This is a genomic window from Halorubrum sp. Ea8 (genome assembly GCF_002252925.1).
Lineage (GTDB): Archaea > Halobacteriota > Halobacteria > Halobacteriales > Haloferacaceae > Halorubrum.
The window spans coordinates 26,686-44,565 of record NZ_NHPF01000110.1; the positions used below are offsets into that span (position 1 = coordinate 26,686).

Consider the following 17,880-nt stretch of genomic DNA (forward strand, 5'->3'; position numbering starts at 1 on the left):
TCGCGAGCGCGGCACGGACGGTTTTAATTCGACGACGCGCGAAGAGCGCGTATGAGCGAGGTACTCCGGATCGAGGCCGGCGAGCTGTCGGCCGACGAGATCATCGACGCCCTCAACGACGGCCGTCGGATCCTCGTCGATGTCGAGGTCGCCGGCGGGCGCCACGAGGTCGTGCTCCGGTACGACGGGGAGACGTATCACTGCGACACGCCGACCAACCTTCACCGCCACGCGGAGGAGGACGAGATGCGCGGCTGTATCGACCGGATGGGGTACGCCAGCGCCGACGCCGGCGTCGACGGCGACTGAGTCGGGCGCCGACCCTCGGCCGCGGTCCGCCAATGACGACTTTTAACCCGACCGCAGCCGAACGACGCCCATGAGCGACCCCGAGATCGAGGACCTCGTCGGCGACGTCTCCCCCTCGTTCGAGCACGTGCTCTCCTGCGTGTTCGGCATTCGAGACCACGAGAGCCGCACGTACCTGACCCTGCTCGATCACCCGGGGAGCACCGTCGCCGAGCTCGCCGAGGCCCTCGACCGGGACCGGTCGAACGTGAACCGTTCGCTGTCGACGCTGCGGGACAAGGGGCTCGTCGAGCGCCGCCGCCGGCTGCTCGACTCCGGCGGCTACGTCTACCAGTACACCGCGGTCCCGGTCCCGGAGGCGAAAGAGCGGCTGCACGAGGCGCTCGACGAGTGGGTCGAGGGCGTCCACGCGGCGATCGAGTCGTTCGATCCCGACGGCTCGTCGTGAGGCGCTACGCTTCGCCGGCCTCGCCGCCCGTCTCGTCGGCCTCGTCTCCGTCGCCCTCCGCCTCGCCGTTGTCCGCCGCGCTCAGCCCCGCCTCGTCGGGACGGTCGAGCGCCCGCGGCGCGTCGTGGTGCTCGGAGTAGCCGTCGAACCAGCGAGCGATCCGCTCGATGCGGTCGACGACGTGCCCGGGTTCCCCGGAGCGGGAGAGCTCGTGTCCCTCGCGCGGGTACCGCACGAACCGCGTGTCGACGCCGTTCTTCCGGAGGATCCGGTGGTAGAGCTCCGCCGTGCAGATCGGCGTCCGCGTGTCGTCCTCGCTGTGGATCAACAGCGTGGGCGTGTCGACCGCGTCGGCGTGGCCCGTCGGCGACTGCTCCCACAGCCAGCCGGGCTCCTCGGACGGGACCGTGTCGAAGTCGCCCTCGAGCAGCTTGTACGCGCCGTCGGTCGAGCCGTAGAAGCCGGTGAGGTCGTACACGCCGCGCTGCGAGACGGCCGCGCGGAAGTAGTCGGTCTGCCCCACCGTCCACGCGGTCATGAACCCGCCGAAGGAGCCGCCGGTGACGAAGGCGTTCGTCTCGTCGACGGACGGGCGCTCCGCGACCGTCTCCACGCCGGCCATCACGTCGGAGAGGGTCGCGTCGCCCCAGTCGCGCTCGATCGCCTGCATGAACGCCTCGCCGTAGCCGGTCGACCCGCGCGGGTTCGACCAGAAGACGACGTAGCCGCGGGCCGCGAGCGTCTGGAACTCGTGCCACATCGTCCCCGCGGTCGACCACATCGCGTGGGGGCCGCCGTGGATCTCGACCGCGAGGGGGTACTCCTCGTCCGTCTCGCCGTCCGCCCCGTCGACCGCCTCGCCGTCCGAGTCGAACTCCGGCGGCGTCATCACCCACCCCTGGATCTCCGTCCCCTCCGACTCGAACCGTATCTCCTCGGGCTCGCCGATCGCGCGATCGGCGAGGTAGTCGGCGTTCAGCTCCGTGAGCCGCGTCGTCTCGCCGCCCCACGCGTCGTGCGCGAAGACGTCGCCCGGGTGGTCCCACTCGCTGGCGGCGACCGCGACGGTCACCTCGCCGGGGCCGGCGCCGTCGTCGCCGCCGACGGTCGCGCCGGAGACGGTCCCCGGCCGGAGGAGGCGCTCGGGGGCCGCGCTCCCGTCGGCCGGGACGTGCCACAGCGCCGTCTTCCCCTCGTCGGGGGTCGCGAAGTACAGCGTCGCGTCGTCGGGACCCCACTGCGGCGCGGCCTCGTAGCCGAGCCCGCGGTCGATCCCGTCCGTGAGCTCGGTCACGTCGCCCGTCTCGCGGTCGACGACGCGGAGGTCGACCGGCTGCATCGACACCTGCTCCGGCTCGGCGTGGGTGAAGGCCACTCGCCCGTCCGCGGTCGCCGCGATCGCGGCGCCCCAGCCGGTGGTCGTGTGGACGCGCTCGGTGTCGCCCGTCTCGAAGTCGTGCGCGCGGATCGCGATCTCCGCGGAGTCGTCCGGGTCGTCGCCGACCTCCTCGGCGAAGTAGAGCGTGTCGGCGTCCCCCCAGTCGGGCGCGGCGAAGTCGGCGTCGCGGTCGGTCACCCGCTCGACGCCCTCGGCGGGGTCCGCCGCGGTCGCGCCGTCGACGTCCGCGTCCGCGTCGACGACGTACACGCCCGACCGCCGCCCGTCGAAGAAGCGCTGTCCGGAGCGGTAGACGGTGCGGTCGATCACGCGCGGGTCGGGGTGGTCGTCCGGCTCGTACTCCTCCGGCACCGACAGGTCCCGGCCTTCCTCGCGGTACTCGGCGGTCACCGACTGGACGAAGGCGATCCGGTCCCCGTCCGGCGACCACGCGATCTCCGAGACGCCGCCGACGACGTCGGTGACCCGGCGGGCCTCGCCGCCGTCGACCGGGAGGACCCACAGCTGCTGGCGGTCGTCGTCCGCCCCCCGCGTCGACGTGAACGCGATCCGGTCGCCGGACGGGCTCCAGCGCGGCTCCGCGTCGGAGCCCTCGGCCAGGGTGAGCCTGCGGGGGTCGCCGCCCGCGACGTCGACGAGGAACACCGTCGACTCGACGGTCTCGTCGTCGGTCGGCTGGCGTCGCAGGAAGGCGACCCGGTCCCCGTCGGGCGAGATCCGCGGGTCGGCGGGCGTGGCGATGTCGTGATAATCGGCCGCGGTGACGCGCTCCATGGAGGCGGGTCGGCCGCCGCGGTCAAAAGGCGTCGGGAGCCGGAAAAGGGGTCGGCCGGGACGTCGCGGACGCCCCGCCTCGGGCGGCCCGCTACGCGTCGCCGTTGTCGAGCGCGAGCGTCACGCCGTCGTCGTCGACGGTCGCGCCCGCGGCGCACACCGGGTGCTCGAAGTCGGCGCCGAGGACCTCGCTCGCGGCCGCGCCCGCGTCCGGACGCTCGTCGTTCGCCGCCGCGAGGGCGTACGGCTCCGGGCTGTCGGTCTCGTAGGTGGCGACGATCGTCGGCTCGTCGACGGCCTCGACGAGCAGCGCGTCGCGGCGGACGACGCCGACCGTCGCCGTCTCGCTCCCGACGACGCCGGCGATCCGCGGCGTGTCGTAGTCGTCCTTCTCGAAGTCGAGCGCGAGCAGCGGCGTCGCCAGCGCGTCGCGCGCCGGGTACCCCAGCTCGAGCTTCTCCGCGATCGGGTCGACGTGGGAGCCGTTCCCGACGACCGCGAGCGGCTCGTCGGTCGGGGTCCGGACCGCCCGCGCGCAGTTGTACGAGACGTACGGATTGTCGGTCTCGGAGGCGTCCGGCGTCGGTCCGACCGTGAGGGTCCCGCCGCGGTCGAGCACGCGCCGGTTCGGGAACGAGCGCGAGGAGACGCGGTAGGCGCCGATTCCGGGGGCGACGACGACGAATCGTCCGACGTACATACAGCTTCGTGGCCATTCGGACGAGTAAAACGCATCGATATGCGCACGTTCTTCGATCAGATCTCGGTCGCGGAGGAGGCACCCGGCTCTCCCACCGCCTGTGAACGCGTGACAGAGGGCCGGCGACGCGCAACGCTTACAAACACGCACAGGCTATCGATGGTTGCGCACAGTCCATTGGGGTAGTGGCCAATCCTGTTGCCTTCTGGGGGCAACGACCCTGGTTCGAATCCAGGATGGACTATTCTCGCGGTTCGCCCGTCCTCGATCCAAACGCGGCGTCCCCCTCCGCTTCGTCTGCGGGGGTCCGTTTCGCGTGGATCGCCTCGTTCCGCTCGACCGCTCGCTTCGTCTGGACTCGAACACTTCCTACGTACCGCGGTTTCCAGTGGAAGCGAAGGGGTATGGGAATCGGTCACCCGCGTTCCCGGTCACTTCTCGACGTCGAGCAGCGCCACCCGTTCGCGGACGACGTCGGCCAGGTCGCCGGCGGTCGCCGCGAGTTCGCGGTCGGAGACGCCGTAAAACTCCGTCACTCGTTCCCGATCGAACTCGGCGGCGGCGGGGGGAGCCGTCAGCCGCTCGACCGCTCGCTCGGCCGCGTCGAGGTCCGCGGCGGGTCGGTCCGCGCCGTCGACGCCGCCGAAGTCGGCGACCAGCACGACCGCGCGCTGTTCGCCCTCGGAGACGCCCAGCGCCAGCGCGCGGTCGATCTGTCGACGGCCGGCCGCGTACAGCATGATCTCGACGCCCGGGTCGCGAGCGACGGCCTCGCCGCGGGCGATCGCACGGGCGGCGAGGCGGACCGCGGCGCGGAGTTGAGCGTCGGAGACGACGAGGTCGGCGTCGAACGCCTGCACGACCGCGCCGGTCTCGTCGGCGATTCCGTCGAGGCGCGCGAGGAAGGCGTCGAGGCCGTCGATGGCGACCGTTCCGCGGACGAGGCGGTGCGGCGGGGTCGACGGGTCGGGGCGGCCGTCGTCGGACCCGGTATCAGGGGTCGTTTCCGTCCCGTCGCTCACTCGAAATCACCCAGGCTCGCCTGCCCGTCGCCGTCCCCGTCGCTCGCGGAGCCCGCGGTCGCCGCCGCCGAGGCCGACTTGTCCGGGCGCACGTCGTCCATCGACGGGTCCTCGCGCCCCGCGTGTTCGAGGATGCGCTCGGCGGTGCGCTCGCGGCCGCGGAGCGCGCCGAGCACGACCGCCTTGTCGGCCTCGCGGAGGTCGGCGCGCGTCTCGACGCCGGCCTCGTACAGCCGGCGGGCGCGCTTCCGGCCGACGTTCCGGATCCCAGCTAAGTCGAGCAGCTCCTCGCGGACGCCGTACTCGATCCGCTTGCGGGCCTCGCGGACCGCGACGACGACGTCGCCGTCGACCCCCTCGACGTCGCGCGCGAGGGTCTCGGCCGCGCGCAGCAGCCACTCGGCGGTGTCGACCTTCCCGCGGATGTCTCCCGGGCCGACGCCGTACCGCTCCGTGATGCGGTCCTCGTCGACCTCGTTCGCCCAGTCCTCGAGGAGGCGGGCCGTCTTCAGCGACGCGAGCCAGTCCTCGAAGCGCACGTCCTCGTACTCGGAGGGCACGTCGCCGAGGAACTCGCCCTCGCGCTCGTAGCAGAGCTCGGTGTACGTCTCTCTGTCCCCCGACTTCAGGTAGAGCTCGTACATGTCGGGCGTGCGGCTGACGAGGTGGTAGAGGCCGAGCGGGGTGACCTGGGGAGCGGCGGGGTCGGCGTCGCCGTCGGCCGAGTCGCCCGCGGCGTCCGCCGTCTCGCTCTCGTCGCCGTCCTCCCCGGCTCGCGCGTACGTCCCGAACCCGGGCTCGTCGGCGTCTCCGTCGCCGTCGGCCGTCATGACGAACTCCCCGTCGTCGCCGCTCGCGCTAGCGACACCGGCGGCTCCCGCGTCCCCGACCGACCGCAGCCCGTCGATCATCTCCGCGGCGCTCATCGGATCGAGGTAGAGCCGCGAGACGGTGTGGCCGATTCCGGTCGCACTCAGGCCCTCGCTCCCGCCGTCGCGATCGCGGTCGATGAAGTCGTTCACCGCGAGGTAGTCGAGCACGGTGTCGGTGACGGCCCCGAGCCGCCCCTCGTCGTCGGTCTGCGTGGCGTAGAGGGTGTTGTCGAGGAAGGAGAGGAGCCCGTCGCGGGTGGAGGCGAAACCGGAGGCGACCGTGGCGAGCACGTGGGTCCGGAGCGCGGGCTCGGCGGCGAGCTTCGACCGGACCGGCTCGGGGTCGGCCCAGAGGTACCGCTCGAACAGCTCCTCCTTCGTGTCCGCGTCGTTCGCGAGCAGCACCGCCTCGCCGTAGGGGTCGAGTCCGGGCCGACCCGCGCGCCCGCACATCTGGTGGACCTCCAGCACGTCGAGCGGCTTCATCCCGCCGAACTCCCCGTCGTAGCGGCGCCAGTCGCGGACGATCACCCGGCGGGCGGGGGTGTTGACGCCGGCGGCGAGCGTCGGCGTCGCGGAGATGCACTTGATGAGGCGGTCGCGGAACGCGTCCTCGACGAGCGACCGGTGCTCGCTCGCGAGCCCCGCGTGGTGGAACGCCGACCCCTGCGCGACCGCGTCGGCGAGGTCCTCCGACGTGTCCGTGTCGGAGACGCCGCGGATCTCCTCGGCGAGATCGCGGAGGCGGTCGCGCTCGTCGTCGGTGAGCCGCCGGCCGGTGACGTCGGTGAGCTTCCGGGCGGACGACTCGGCGTTGCGCCGGGAGTTGACGAAGACGAGCGAGGAGCCGCCCTGCCCGTCCTCCTCGGTGTCGAGCGCGTCGGCGACGAGCCGGGCGGTCTGGTCCTCGCCGCGCTCGACGGGGACCTCCCGCTTGCTCCCGTCGGCGAAGTCGACGGCGTTACCGAAGTGGACGCCCATCCGGAGGTCGATCGGGCGCCAGTCCGACTCGACCAGCCCGGCGTCGAGCCAGTCGGCGATGACGTCGGCGTTGCCGACGGTCGCCGAGAGCGCGACCGTCTGGAGCCCGGGGTTCACCTTCCGGAGCTTCGCGAGGGTCACTTCGAGGGTGGGGCCGCGGTTCGGGTCGTCGACGAGGTGGACCTCGTCGCTCACGACGCAGGTGAGGTCGTCGATCCACGGGGCGCCGTTGCGGATCAGCGAGTCGACCTTCTCCGAGGTGGCGACGATGACGTCCCGCGTGGCGAGCCACTCGCCGTCGGACTCGTAGTTGCCGGTGGAGACGCCGACCGTGACGCCGTGGTCCTCCCAGCGCTCGAACTCGGTCTTCTTCTCGCTGGCGAGCGCGCGCAGCGGGACGATGTACAGCGCCTTGCCGCCGCGCTCGATCGCCGACAGCATGGCGAGCTCGGCGATCAGTGTCTTCCCGGAGGCCGTCGGGACCGCGGCGACGAGGCTCTCGCCGTCGACGACGCCGGCCTCGACGGCGGCCGCCTGCGGCGGGTACAGCTCGGCGACGCCCTCCGATTCGAGCGCCTCGCCGACGCCCGCGGGGAGCCCGGAGAGCGAACTCGGTTGCATTGGTGGAGGGTGGGTCCCGACCCGATTTAAACCGTCGGAACGGCCCGGTGGCGGGGGCCGCGCTCGTCTCCTCACGGCCGACCCGCCGCTTCCGCTACAGCTCGCCCTTCGTGCTCGGCGTGTCGCTGCGGCGCTCGTCGAGCCGCGTCGCGTCGTCGAGCGCCCGTGCGAGGGACTTGAACAGCGCCTCAACCTCGTGGTGGGCGTTGTCTCCCCGCTCCACCGCGGCGTGGAGCGTCAGGCTGGCGTTGTGCGCCAGCGACAGCGCGAAGTGGTCGGCCATGACGCTGGTGAACCCGCCGATCGACGCCTGCGAGAACGCCCCGTCGAACTCGTAGTACGGGCGCCCGGCCACGTCGACGACGACGCTCGCGACCGCCTCGTCGAGGGGGACCCGTCGGTCGGCGTACCGCCGGATGCCGCGCTTCTCGCCGAGCGCCTCGTCGAACGCCTCGCCGAGGCAGATCGCCACGTCCTCGACCGTGTGGTGGTCGTCGATCTCGGTGTCCCCGTCGCACCTGACGGTGAGGTCGAAGAGGCCGTGTTTGGCGAACGACGCCAGCATGTGGTCGTAGAAGCCGATCCCGGTGTCGATCTCGCTGTCGCCGTCGCCGTCGATCGCGAGGGTGAGCTCGATCGTCGTCTCGCTCGTCTCGCGGGTGACGGCGGCCGTCCGGTCGTGATCGCTCATACCGGCCCGTCGCGGCGGATTCGTAAGTCGGTTGCGGGTGGGCGGACGGCCGACGGCACCCGACCGGCGGTGGATATTTGTCACGCCAGTGAATCGTCTCGGCACGGCATGGACAGTTCAGACCCCCCCGACTCGTCCGGCCCGTCCGCCGCCGCTGGCCCTCCCGACGCGTCCGGACCGACCGACGGCTCCGGCCCCTCGCGCGCCGGCGTCGAGGTCCCAGACACGCTCGCCGCCGTCGTCGACGCCGACACCGGGGAAGGGGAGCTCGAACGGACCATCGGCCTCGTGGGCGGGCTCGCGATCGGCGTGGGAACGATGATCGGCGCGGGGATCTTCGTCTTCCCGGGGCTGGCGGCCGAGAACGCCGGTCCGGCGGCGTCGCTCTCGTTCGCGATCGGAGCGGTCATCGCGCTCCTCGTCGCGCTGCCGGCGTCGGAGCTCGCCACGGCGATGCCGCGCAGCGGGGGCGGCTACTTCTTCATCTCGCGCGGACTGGGGACCGCCGCCGGCGCGGTCGTCGGGCTCGGGCTCTGGCTCGGCCTCGTGTTCGCCGCCGCGTTCTACCTCGTCGGGCTCGGCAGCTACGCGGGACAGGTGTTCCTCGAAGCCGGGATCGCGCTCCCGATCGACCCCGCGGTCCCCCTCGGCGTCGCGTTCGGCGTCGGTCTCACCGTCCTCAGCCTCTTCGGGACCGAGAACACCGCGGCGCTCCAGAACGGGATCGTGATCCTGCTGTTGGTCATCCTCACGCTCTTCTTGAGCTACGGCTCGCTCGACGCGCTCGGCGTGTTCGGCGCCGAGCGCGTCCCGGAGCGCTTCTTCCCGCCCGGCGGGACGCTGCCGGTGCTCCAGACGGCGGCACTCGTCTTCACCTCCTACCTCGGCTTCGCGCAGGTCGCGACCGTCGCGGGCGACATCACGGAGCCGANNTCGGCTCCGTGCTCCTCGTCGGCGTCTTCTACGTCGTCACGATCTTCGTCGCGACGAGCGCGTTCGGCAGCGCCCGCCTCGGCGAGTTCGGAGAGACCGCGATGGTCGAGGTCGCGCGGTCGTTCGTCGGGCTCCCGGGGGCGCTGGCGATCGTCGTCGCCGGGCTGTTGGCGACCTTCTCCAGCGCGAACGCCTCGATCCTCAGCGCCTCCCGCGCGGTGTACGCGGTGAGCCGCGACGAAATCATCCCCGAGACGGCGAGCCGGCTCAACCTCGCGTACGGCACCCCCCACGTCGCCCTCGGGCTCGCCGGCGGTCCGATCGTCGTCCTGGCCGCGACGGGGCAGGTGGCGCTGCTCGCGGAGGTCGCCTCGTTCCTCCACCTCGTGATGTACGGGCTGATCTGCGTCGCGCTGATCCAGCTCCGGCGGGAACGGCCGTCGTGGTACGACCCGGCGTTCCGCTGTCCGGCCGGGTTCGCCGTCGCCGGCGTCGGCGGGCTCGCGAGCTTCGCGCTCATCGCGTTCATGCAGCCGGCGTCGATCGGCGTCGGCGCCGCGATCATGATCGCGGCGTACGGCTGGTACCGATACTACGCGACGGACGTCGAACTCAAAGGAGACTTCTGAGATGACCGACACACCCACCGAGGACGGCGAGGAACAGACCGAGACCGGGGACCGACAGGCGACCGGAGAACAGCCGGGGCCTGAAACGCCGACCGGAGAGCAGCCGGAGCCGGACGCGCCGACCGACGTCGGTCGGCCGTCGGTGCTGGTTCCCCTGAAACTGCTCGAGGGCGAATCGCTCCCGAACGGTGTCCCGGAGCTGCTCGCGAACGCCCGCGTCGTGCTGCTCGGGTATCACGTCATCCCCGAGCAGACGGCGACCGAGCAGGCGCGGGAGCAGTTCGGCGAGAAGGCGATGTCGAAGCTCGGCGAGTTCGCCGACTCGCTCGCCGCGGCCGGCGCCGACGTCGAGACCCGGCTCGTGTTCACTCACGACGAGGCGACCACGATCGACCGGCTCATCTACGAGTACGAGTGTCTCGCGGTGCTGGTCCCGAACAGCGCGGAGCGCGTCGACTCGGTGCTCGTCGCGCTCCGCGGGACGGTCGGCGTCGGGCGGAACACCCGGCTCGTCGCCGGGCTGTTCGCCGACGCGGGCGTCGACGTAACGCTGTATCACGCCCTCAACGAGGGCGAGTCCCCCGACGACGGGGAGTCGTTCCTGAACGGGGTACGGGCCGACCTCGTCGAGCGCGGCGTCGCGGCCGACCGGATCGAGACGCTCGTCGAAGACGCGGACGCCCCGCTCGACGCCATCGCGGGCCGGGCCGAGTCGCACGACGCGGTCGTGATGGGCGAGACGGACCCGTCGGTCACGACGTTCGTCTTCGGGATGCCGTCGGAGCAGGTGGCCGAGCGCTTCCTCGGGCCGGTGCTGGTCGTCCAGCGCGAGCGTCCGGAGGAGTAGTCGGGCCGTGAGGGGAGGGGCGTCGTCCCGGCCGGGGCTCCGGTCAGGCCTCGTCTCGGTCGAGGGCCCCGATCAGGCGTCGTCCGCGGCCGCCTGCGCCTCCCGCAGCGTGAACCGCCCCTCGTACAGCGCGGTCCCGACCACGACCGCGGCCGCGCCGGCCCCTTTCAGCGCCGCCGCGTCCTCGACGGTCGCCACGCCGCCGGAGGCGATCACCGGGACGTCGACCGCGTCGACGACGCTTTCGACCGCCTCGCGGTCGATCCCCGCTAGCTGTCCCTCGACGTCGACGTTCGTGAACAGGATCGCGCCCGCGCCGAGCTCCTCGTAGCGCGTCGCGGCCTCGGCGGGGTCGAGGCCGGTCCCCTCGGTCCAGCCGCTCACGACGACCTCGCCGCCCTTCGCGTCGAGGCTGACGACGACGCTTCCCGGGTGGCTCTCGTCGATCTCGGCGACGATCTCGGGCGTCTCGACCGCCGCGGTCCCGAGGATGACGCGGTCGAGACCCATATCCAGGAGCTCGCGCGCGCCCTCCGCCGTGCGGATGCCGCCGCCCAACTGGAGGCCGACCGCGTCCGGGACGCTCCGGACGACCGACTCGATCGCGTCGGCGTTGACGCGCTCGCCCTCGAACGCGCCGTCGAGGTCGACGAGGTGGAGCGTTTCCGCGCCCGCCTCGATCCAGCGGTCGGCGGCCTCGACCGGGTCGCCGTACCGCTTGCCCGTGCCGCGCTCGCCGCCGACCAGCTGGACCACCTCGCCGTCCTGGACGTCGACCGCCGGGATCACCTCGAACTCGGGGAAACCGCTCATACCCGTCGGGAGTCGCGGGCGCGGATTAAACGAGTCGGTTCGGGCGGCGAGGGGCCTCAAGGCGCGACGGGGGAAGGTACCGTCGAGGCGCGAGGGTCGCGCCGGCGGCCGCGCGCTTCAGACCGCCGGCGCGCCTCACTCCACCGAGACGATCAGCACGGAGACCTCCTCGTCGAACGCGGCCGGGTCGGTCGCGAGCGCCGCCGCCGCCTCCGCGTCCGCGATCGATTCGACGACGGTCTCGCCGTCGAGCGACCCGGGGACGGCGTCGCCGATCACCGCCGTGACCGCCTCGGAGGGGAACGCGCCGCCGGCCACGAGGACGTCGGTGCCGTCGTGCCAGACCGCGAGCCGCGCCGTGACGCCGACGGCCTCGTCGACCGCGGTCGTCGAGCCGTCCGGGAGGGGCGCCTCCCCGTCGAGCGCGAACTCGCCCGCGAAGCGCCACGCCGTCGCGGTGTGGCCGACGACGACGGTGGTGGTCCCCTCGTCGACCTCTTCGAGGCCGTCCGTCCCGGCGCTCCGGAGCCGCGCGCGGAACGCGTCGACCGCGGCCGTCTCCACTTCCGCCATCAGCCGGCCTCTACCGACGCCCGCCGGCAGTCCGTCGAGGGCGGGCCGAAGGTCGATCCGGGTCGCGAAGAAGACCACCGGTGACCCGCTCGCGTCGAACGTCTCGTCGAGCGCCTCGGCGACGGAGACGTACTCGTAGATCAGCGTTCGTTCGAGCGCGCGCACGGTCGCCGGGCCGTACGTCCGCTCGAAGACCGCGCTCTCCGACTCGTCGAGGAGCCGCCAGCCGTCGTCGATCCGCTCGTTCGTCACGGTCGGCTCCGGGACCGGGCCCTCCCGAGCGCCGAGACAGCCCGCGAGACCGAGCGCCGTGGCGCTCGCCCCCGCGGCGAGGAGTCGACGGCGCGTGCGTCCGCTCGGGTCGCCTCCGGACGAGTCGTTCATACGGATCCGGAGGCGCGCCCCGATAAATCGGTATCGCCGAGAATATCGGAACAGATACCGCCGGACCGAGGGAGGCGGTCGCCGGCCCCGGCGACCGCCCGCCACCGACACGGATCCCTTATAACCACCGAGTGTGACTACCGAGTAATGGCAGACGACACGGACGCGGCCACCGGTCCGGACGCGGTCACCGACGAGGGCGCGGTCAGCGACGGGGACGCGGTCGCCAGCGGCGAACCGAGCGCGTCGCGGACGCGGCGGGGGACGGACCGGCCGACCCGCCGCCGGTTCCTGGCGCTCGGGGGCGCCGCGGGCGCCCTGGCGCTTGCCGGCTGTAGCGCGCAGCAGACGGGCGACGACGGGGGCGACGGCGGCTCGAGCGACGGGGCGGACGGCTCGGACGGCTCGAACGAGACCGACGGCGACGACGGATCGGACGGCGAGGGCGGCGACGAGGAGACCCCCACGCTGACGGTCGCGACCTACACCAGTTTCATCGACGCCCCCTCGGTGAGCCCGGGAGAGTGGCTCAAAGAGGAGTTCGAGTCGCGCGTCGACGCCGAGCTGGAGTGGGCGACGCCCGACAACGAGCTGAACTACTACGTCGAGCGCGCCGCCTCGGGCGTCTCCATCGACGCCGACCTCTACGTCGGTCTCACGACCGAGGACCTCGTTCGCGTCGACGACCAGCTCGGCGACGGGCTGTTCGCCGAGCGGGGCGAGGTGGGCGGGTTCGGCGACGTCCGCGACGGGCTCCTCTTCGACCCGTTCGACCGGGCCGTTCCCTTCGACACCGGCTACGTGAGCCTCGTCTACGACGGCACGGCGGTCGAGGCCCCGGAGACGTTCGACGGGCTGCTCGCCGACGAGCACAGCGGGGCGCTCATCGCGCAGAACCCCGGCGGCTCCTCGACGGGGCGCTCGTTCCTGCTGCACACGATCCACCGCTTCGGCGACGGCGGCGTCGCGAGCGACGGCGACGACGAGGCGGTCGAGGGCGGCGACGGCGACCCCGACTACGACTACCTCGACTACTGGGCGGACCTCCAAGCGAACGACGTCCGCGTGCTCGGCTCGTGGGACGACGCGTACACCGCCTGGAGCAACGGCGAGGCGCCGATCGTCGTCTCCTACTCGACCGACCAGGTGTTCGCTGACATGGAGGGAGCGAACCTGGAGGAACACCAGATCCGCTTTTTGAACGATCAGGCGTACGCGACCCCCGAGGGGATGGCCGTCTTCGCCGACGCCGACGAGCCGGCGCTCGCCCGCGAGTTCATGTCGTTCATGCTGGAGCCGGACGTGCAGGGGCAGATCGCCCAGCGCAACGTCGCCTTCCCCGCGACCGACACCGCGACGCTCCCGGACGACTACGCCGAGCTCGCCCAGGAGCCGGCCGAACCGGTGACGTTCACGTACGACGAGCTCCAAGGCTCGGTCAGTGAGTGGATCGACGCCTGGGAGCGACAGTACGCCGGGAACTGAGACCGGCGTGACCGACCGCCGCAGCGGCGCCGGAGAGGCCTCGACCCCCGACGCCGGCCCGAGTCGCCGTCGCGTCCGGTCGCTCCGCGACCGGCTCGAAGGGCGCCTGCTGACCGCGCTCGCGGTCGTGACGAGCCTCACGCTCGTCGTCGCCTTCTACTACCCGGTCGGGACGGTCCTGATCGAGGCGGTCGTCGTCGACGGCGTCGCCACGCTCGCGGTGTTCGCCGAGCTGGTGCGCGACCCCTTCTATTTCGGCGAGCTCGCCCGGCTGTTCGCGGGCGAGTCCCCGATCGCGGTCGCCCGCGCGCTCCTCGGACCGGACCGCCGGCTCGGGATCGTCGGCTTCACCGCGTACCAGGCCGCCCTGTCGACGGTCGCCAGCGTCGCGCTGGGGCTCCCCGCGGCGTTCCTGCTCGCGCGCTTCGAGTTCCCCGGCCGCCGGACGCTCCGGTCGCTGACGATCGTCCCGTTCGTCCTCCCCTCGATCATGGTGGCGGTCGGCTTCGTCGCCACGTTCGGCACCAACGGGACCCTGAACGCCGTCCTGTCGGCGCTCGGGCTCCCGCCCGTCGACCTCATGTTCTCGCTGCAGGCGATCGTGATCGCCCACGCCTTCTACAACGCGCCGCTCGTCGCCCGGGTGACGACCGCCGCGTGGGAGTCGGTCGACGCGCGCGCGGTCGAGACCGCTCGGAGCCTCGGCGCGGGGCCCGCCCGGGCGTTCCGCGACGTGGTCGCGCCGCAGGTGTACCCGGCGGTCCTGACGGGCGCGGCGCTCACCTTCGTGTTCACGTTCGGCACCTTCCCCATCGTGCTCGCGCTCGGCGGCTTCCAGCTGGCGACCGTCGAGGTGTTCGTCTACCGACTCGTCCGCGATCTGAGCTACGCCGAGGCGGCCGCGCTGGCGATCGTGGAACTGGTCATCTCGCTCGGCGTGCTGCTCGCGTACCTCCGCTACGAGGCGCGCAACACGGTCAACGCGCGGGGCGCCCGGCCGCTCCCGCGCAGACCCCTGCTCCCCGCGGCGCCGTCCGCGCGGGAGGTCCTGCCCCGCGTCGGCCTCGCCGCCTACGCGGTCGTCGCGGCGGTGCTCTTCCTCGCCCCGATCGGCTCGATGGTCCTCGCGAGCGTCACGGGGGGCGACGGCGCGCTCACGCTGGAGCACTACCGGTTCCTCGTCGACCGCCAGCGGACGGGCGCGGCGTTTCAGGTGCGGCCGTGGCCCGCGATCCGCAACTCGCTCGCGTTCGCGTCGGCGGCGACGCTGATGGCCCTCCCGATGGGGGTCGTCGTCGCCGTGCTGACGACGCGGCGGTACCGCGGGCGGAAGCTGGTCGACGCGGCCGCGATGGCCCCGCTCGCCGTCTCCGGAATCGTCGTCGGCCTCGGGCTCCTCCGGGGACTCGTCTTCGGCGTCGAGGTCGCCGGGTGGCGGATCGCGGCGACCGGCGCCGTCGCCATCGTCGTCGCGCACGCGGTCGCCGGCTACCCCTTCGTCGTCCGGACGGTCGCGCCCGGGCTGGAGGGGTTGGACCGCTCGCTGATCGAGTCGGCGCGGGCGCTCGGCGCGTCGCGGGCGCGGGTGATCCGCGACGTGGAGCTCCCGCTCGTCTGGCCCGGGGTGGTCGCCGGCGCGGCGTTCGCGTTCGCGGTCTCGATCGGCGAGTTCACGGCGACGGTGGTGCTCGCGACCGGCGCGGACGCGTACACGATGCCGGTCGCGATCGAGCGGTTCATCGGGCGTCGGCTCGGACCGGCGACCGCGATGGGCGTCGTCCTCCTCGTCGTCACCGGGCTCAGCTTCGTCGTGATCGAGCGACTCGGAGGTGAGCACCGTGGACTTTGAGGAGGCGGCAACCGACGCCGCCGCGTCCGCCGAGCCCGCCGATGCCCCGCCTGCCGCCGCGTCCGTCGACGCCCCGCCCGCGGTCGAACTCGACGGCGTGACGAAGCGCTACGGCGACACGGCCGCCGTCGACGACGTGAGCCTCCGGGTGCGCGAGGGGGAGTTCTTCACGCTGGTCGGCCCCTCCGGCTGCGGGAAGACGACGAGCCTCCGGCTGATCGCGGGGTTCGAGGAGCCGACCGCGGGGACCGTCCGCTTCTTCGGCGAGTCGGTCGCCGGGGTGCCGCCCGAGGACCGCGACGTGGGGGTCGTCTTCCAGAACTACGCGCTGTTCCCGCACATGACCGTCGGCGAGAACGTCGGATACGGGCTCAACTTCGCCGACCCGCCCGAGGGGGTCACCCGCGACGAGCGCGTCGCGGAGCTGCTCGAACTGGTCGACCTCCCGGACGCCGCCGACCGCGAGCCGGAGAGCCTCTCCGGGGGCCAACAGCAGCGCGTCGCGATGGCGCGGGCGCTCGCGCCCGGCCCGGACCTCCTCCTCTTAGACGAGCCGATGAGCGCGCTCGACGCGCAGCTCCGCGAGCGGCTCCGGGTGCAGGTCCGGCGGATCCAGTCCGAGCTCTCGATTACGACCGTCTACGTCACCCACGACCAGGAGGAGGCGCTGGCGATCTCCGACCGCGTCGCGGTGATGCGCGGCGGGACGCCCGAGCAGGTCGCGCCCCCGCGGACGGTGTACCGCGAGCCGGCGACCCGGTTCGTCGCCGAGTTCGTCGGCGACAACAACGTGTTCGCGGGGCGGGTCGTCGACGTCGAGGACCGAGTCACCGGGGAGGACGGAGACGAGACGAGCAACGGAAACGAGACGAGCGATGGAGTCACCCGCATCGCCGCCGTCGATGCCGGGGGCGAGACGCTCCGCGTCGCGCTCGACGGCGCCGCCGACGTCGCCGTCGGCGACCGTCTCGCCTTCTGCGTCCGTCCGGAGTACCTCCGGATAGACGGCGGCGAGAACCGGATTCGGACGACGGTCGCCAGCGCGGAGTTCCTCGGCGAGACGACTCGGGTGACCCTCGACTGGGGCGGTCGCGACCTCGTCCTCCGGACGCGAGACCCCCTCTCCGGGGAGGTCGTCGTCGGCTTCGACCCCGAGGACGCCCACCTGATCGACGGGGCGTGACGAGGGATCGCCGACGAACGGCTTCGTCGGACCCCTCCGCCGATGACTAGGTTCGCCAGCCGCGCCGAGTAGACGCTCGTCGACGCCGAGACGGGCCCCGTAGCGGTCACACGCCCCGGCTCCGTCTCCGCTGGGCTCCGTCTCCGCTGGGCTCCGTCTACCGCACGTCTGACCAGCAAAGATGGTGATGATTAAATCGATATATAACGTATTTTTTGAGAGAATACGTCAGGATTTCGAGAATCTTTTCCATATACGGCCATAATTTTCCAGCACAATGAGAAATAGTACGTCGAATCTCGAACGAGGCCCCGAACGGCTGAAAGACAACCCGCGACCCGAGGATCTCGAGGCGGCGACCAGTCCGGCGACCCGCCTGCTGGCGTGGCTCCGCTCCTGATTTTTCGCGCCTCCGTTTCCGATAGCGGTCGCAAGTCGTAGAGGAATCGAGCGGCTTCGACGCGAAGCGCGCGCCCGCCGCACCGTTTTTCAGAGGCGCTCGCGGAGCGTCTCGGCCGTCGCCTCACCGATGCCGTCGACGTCCGTGAGGTCGGCGGCGGACGCCTCGCGCACGCTCTCGACCGATCCGAACCGCCGGAGGAGCCGGCGGCGGGTCTCGGGCCCGACGCCGGGCACGTCGTCGAGGACCGTCTTCACCTCGTCGCGGACGGTCTGGTGGTAAGAGACGGCGAAGCGGTGCGCCTCGTCGCGCACGCGCTGGAGCAGGTGGAGCTCCGGGGCGTCGTCGTCCCAGCGCCGGGTCCCGGTCGGGGTGACGACCAGCTCCTCGGCCTTCGCGAGCGCGACCGCGGGCACGTCCCAGCCCGTCTCCGCGAGCGCGTCGCGGGCGGCGCCGAGTTGGCCCTCGCCGCCGTCGACGAGGAGCAGGTCGGGGTCGGGGCGGTCGTCTCGGCCCTCGATCGCGCGCTCGGCGCGCCACCGGATCAGCTCGCGCATGTTCGCGTAGTCGTCGTTGCGGTCGGTGAGCTTCTTCCGGCGGTAGTCGGCGGTCTCGGCGCTCCCGTCGACGAAGCAGACGTCGGAGCCGACCACCGCGGTCCCCTGCGCGTGGCTCACGTCGAACCCCTCGATCCGGGCGGGGCGGTCGACCCCGAGCCGCTCGCCGAGCGCGCCGACGGGGTCGTCGCCGCCGCCGCGCTTCCGGGCGTTCTTCAGCGCGAGCTCGACGAGCTTCGCCTCTCGGCCCGCGCCGGGCACCCGGACCGAGACCCCCTCGGCCTCCAGCCAGTCGACCACGTCCGGGTCGGACGGGCGCTCGGCCAGGAGGACCGCGTCCGGGAACTCGCGCTCCGCGTAGTACTGCGTCAGGAACGCGGACAGCACCGCGGCGGGGGTGTTGGCGCCGG

The 17,880-nt window shown here is 72.5% G+C and carries 15 protein-coding genes and 1 pseudogene; 8 read left to right on the plus strand and 8 right to left on the minus strand.

The genetic code is table 11. The features are described 5' to 3' along the window. Positions 1–51: 51 nt before the first annotated feature. Positions 52–309 carry a hypothetical protein gene (locus tag DJ74_RS13510; protein WP_094523247.1) on the plus strand — a complete coding sequence of 86 codons (258 nt, stop codon included), beginning with the start codon at positions 52–54 and terminating at the stop codon, positions 307–309. A gap of 70 nt (positions 310–379) precedes the next feature. Continuing rightward, positions 380–757, plus strand: a complete 378-nt coding sequence (locus DJ74_RS13515) for a helix-turn-helix domain-containing protein (protein WP_094523249.1) — start codon at positions 380–382, stop codon at positions 755–757. A 4-nt stretch (positions 758–761) separates the two neighbouring features. Here the strand turns inward: DJ74_RS13515 and DJ74_RS13520 are convergent, their stop codons facing one another. The 5 genes from DJ74_RS13520 to hisB all read right to left on the minus strand — a co-directional run bounded on the left by DJ74_RS13520 (position 762) and on the right by hisB (position 7,817). Further along, complete coding sequence (locus tag DJ74_RS13520) at positions 762–2,930, minus strand: S9 family peptidase (protein WP_094527574.1); 2,169 nt, start codon at positions 2,928–2,930, stop codon at positions 762–764. Between the two features lie 91 nt (positions 2,931–3,021). Then, on the minus strand, positions 3,022–3,630 hold the full coding sequence (locus DJ74_RS13525) for an IMP cyclohydrolase (protein WP_094523252.1): 609 nt from the start codon (positions 3,628–3,630) through the stop codon (positions 3,022–3,024). 431 nt (positions 3,631–4,061) lie between these two features. Further along, the gene (gene cgi121 / locus DJ74_RS13535; RefSeq protein ID WP_094527575.1) at positions 4,062–4,652 is read right to left on the minus strand and encodes a KEOPS complex subunit Cgi121; all 591 of its coding nucleotides are present in this window, start codon (positions 4,650–4,652) and stop codon (positions 4,062–4,064) included. Beyond that, the gene (locus DJ74_RS13540) at positions 4,649–7,126 is read right to left on the minus strand and encodes an ATP-dependent DNA helicase (protein ID WP_094527576.1); all 2,478 of its coding nucleotides are present in this window, start codon (positions 7,124–7,126) and stop codon (positions 4,649–4,651) included. The genes cgi121 and DJ74_RS13540 overlap by 4 nt, the downstream gene beginning before the upstream one ends. A 94-nt stretch (positions 7,127–7,220) precedes the next feature. Continuing rightward, positions 7,221–7,817 (minus strand): imidazoleglycerol-phosphate dehydratase HisB, encoded by a 597-nt coding sequence (gene hisB / locus DJ74_RS13545; RefSeq protein ID WP_094527577.1) that lies wholly within the window; start codon positions 7,815–7,817, stop codon positions 7,221–7,223. Between the two features lie 108 nt (positions 7,818–7,925). Here hisB and DJ74_RS13550 point away from each other — a divergent pair. Both DJ74_RS13550 and DJ74_RS13555 read left to right on the plus strand, forming a co-directional pair. Then, positions 7,926–9,379 (plus strand): annotated as a pseudogene (locus DJ74_RS13550) (APC family permease). Between the two features lies 1 nt (position 9,380). Further along, positions 9,381–10,226: a universal stress protein gene (locus DJ74_RS13555; protein ID WP_094527578.1), complete on the plus strand. Its 846-nt coding sequence runs from the start codon at positions 9,381–9,383 to the stop codon at positions 10,224–10,226. Positions 10,227–10,298: 72 nt separating this feature from the next. Here DJ74_RS13555 and hisA read toward each other — a convergent pair whose 3' ends face one another. Continuing rightward, the gene (gene hisA, locus DJ74_RS13560) at positions 10,299–11,039 is read right to left on the minus strand and encodes a 1-(5-phosphoribosyl)-5-[(5-phosphoribosylamino)methylideneamino]imidazole-4-carboxamide isomerase (protein WP_094527579.1); all 741 of its coding nucleotides are present in this window, start codon (positions 11,037–11,039) and stop codon (positions 10,299–10,301) included. 135 nt (positions 11,040–11,174) lie between these two features. Beyond that, positions 11,175–11,996, minus strand: a complete 822-nt coding sequence (locus DJ74_RS13565) for a hypothetical protein (RefSeq protein ID WP_094527580.1) — start codon at positions 11,994–11,996, stop codon at positions 11,175–11,177. Positions 11,997–12,143: 147 nt separating this feature from the next. Here DJ74_RS13565 and DJ74_RS13570 point away from each other — a divergent pair, with 147 nt between their 5' ends. The 4 genes from DJ74_RS13570 to DJ74_RS19700 all read left to right on the plus strand — a co-directional run bounded on the left by DJ74_RS13570 (position 12,144) and on the right by DJ74_RS19700 (position 16,913). After that, positions 12,144–13,481 carry a thiamine ABC transporter substrate binding subunit gene (locus tag DJ74_RS13570; RefSeq protein WP_094527581.1) on the plus strand — a complete coding sequence of 446 codons (1,338 nt, stop codon included), beginning with the start codon at positions 12,144–12,146 and terminating at the stop codon, positions 13,479–13,481. 7 nt (positions 13,482–13,488) lie between these two features. Then, positions 13,489–15,330 (plus strand): iron ABC transporter permease, encoded by a 1,842-nt coding sequence (locus DJ74_RS13575; RefSeq protein ID WP_176451353.1) that lies wholly within the window; start codon positions 13,489–13,491, stop codon positions 15,328–15,330. Further along, positions 15,311–16,513, plus strand: a complete 1,203-nt coding sequence (locus tag DJ74_RS13580; RefSeq protein ID WP_094527583.1) for an ABC transporter ATP-binding protein — start codon at positions 15,311–15,313, stop codon at positions 16,511–16,513. Before DJ74_RS13575 ends, DJ74_RS13580 begins: the two co-directional genes overlap by 20 nt. A 277-nt stretch (positions 16,514–16,790) precedes the next feature. Continuing rightward, complete coding sequence (locus DJ74_RS19700; RefSeq protein WP_254922175.1) at positions 16,791–16,913, plus strand: hypothetical protein; 123 nt, start codon at positions 16,791–16,793, stop codon at positions 16,911–16,913. An 89-nt stretch (positions 16,914–17,002) separates the two neighbouring features. Here DJ74_RS19700 and DJ74_RS13585 read toward each other — a convergent pair. Continuing rightward, on the minus strand, positions 17,003–17,880 hold an 878-nt coding region (locus DJ74_RS13585), incomplete at its 5' end, for a helix-hairpin-helix domain-containing protein (RefSeq protein WP_254922176.1).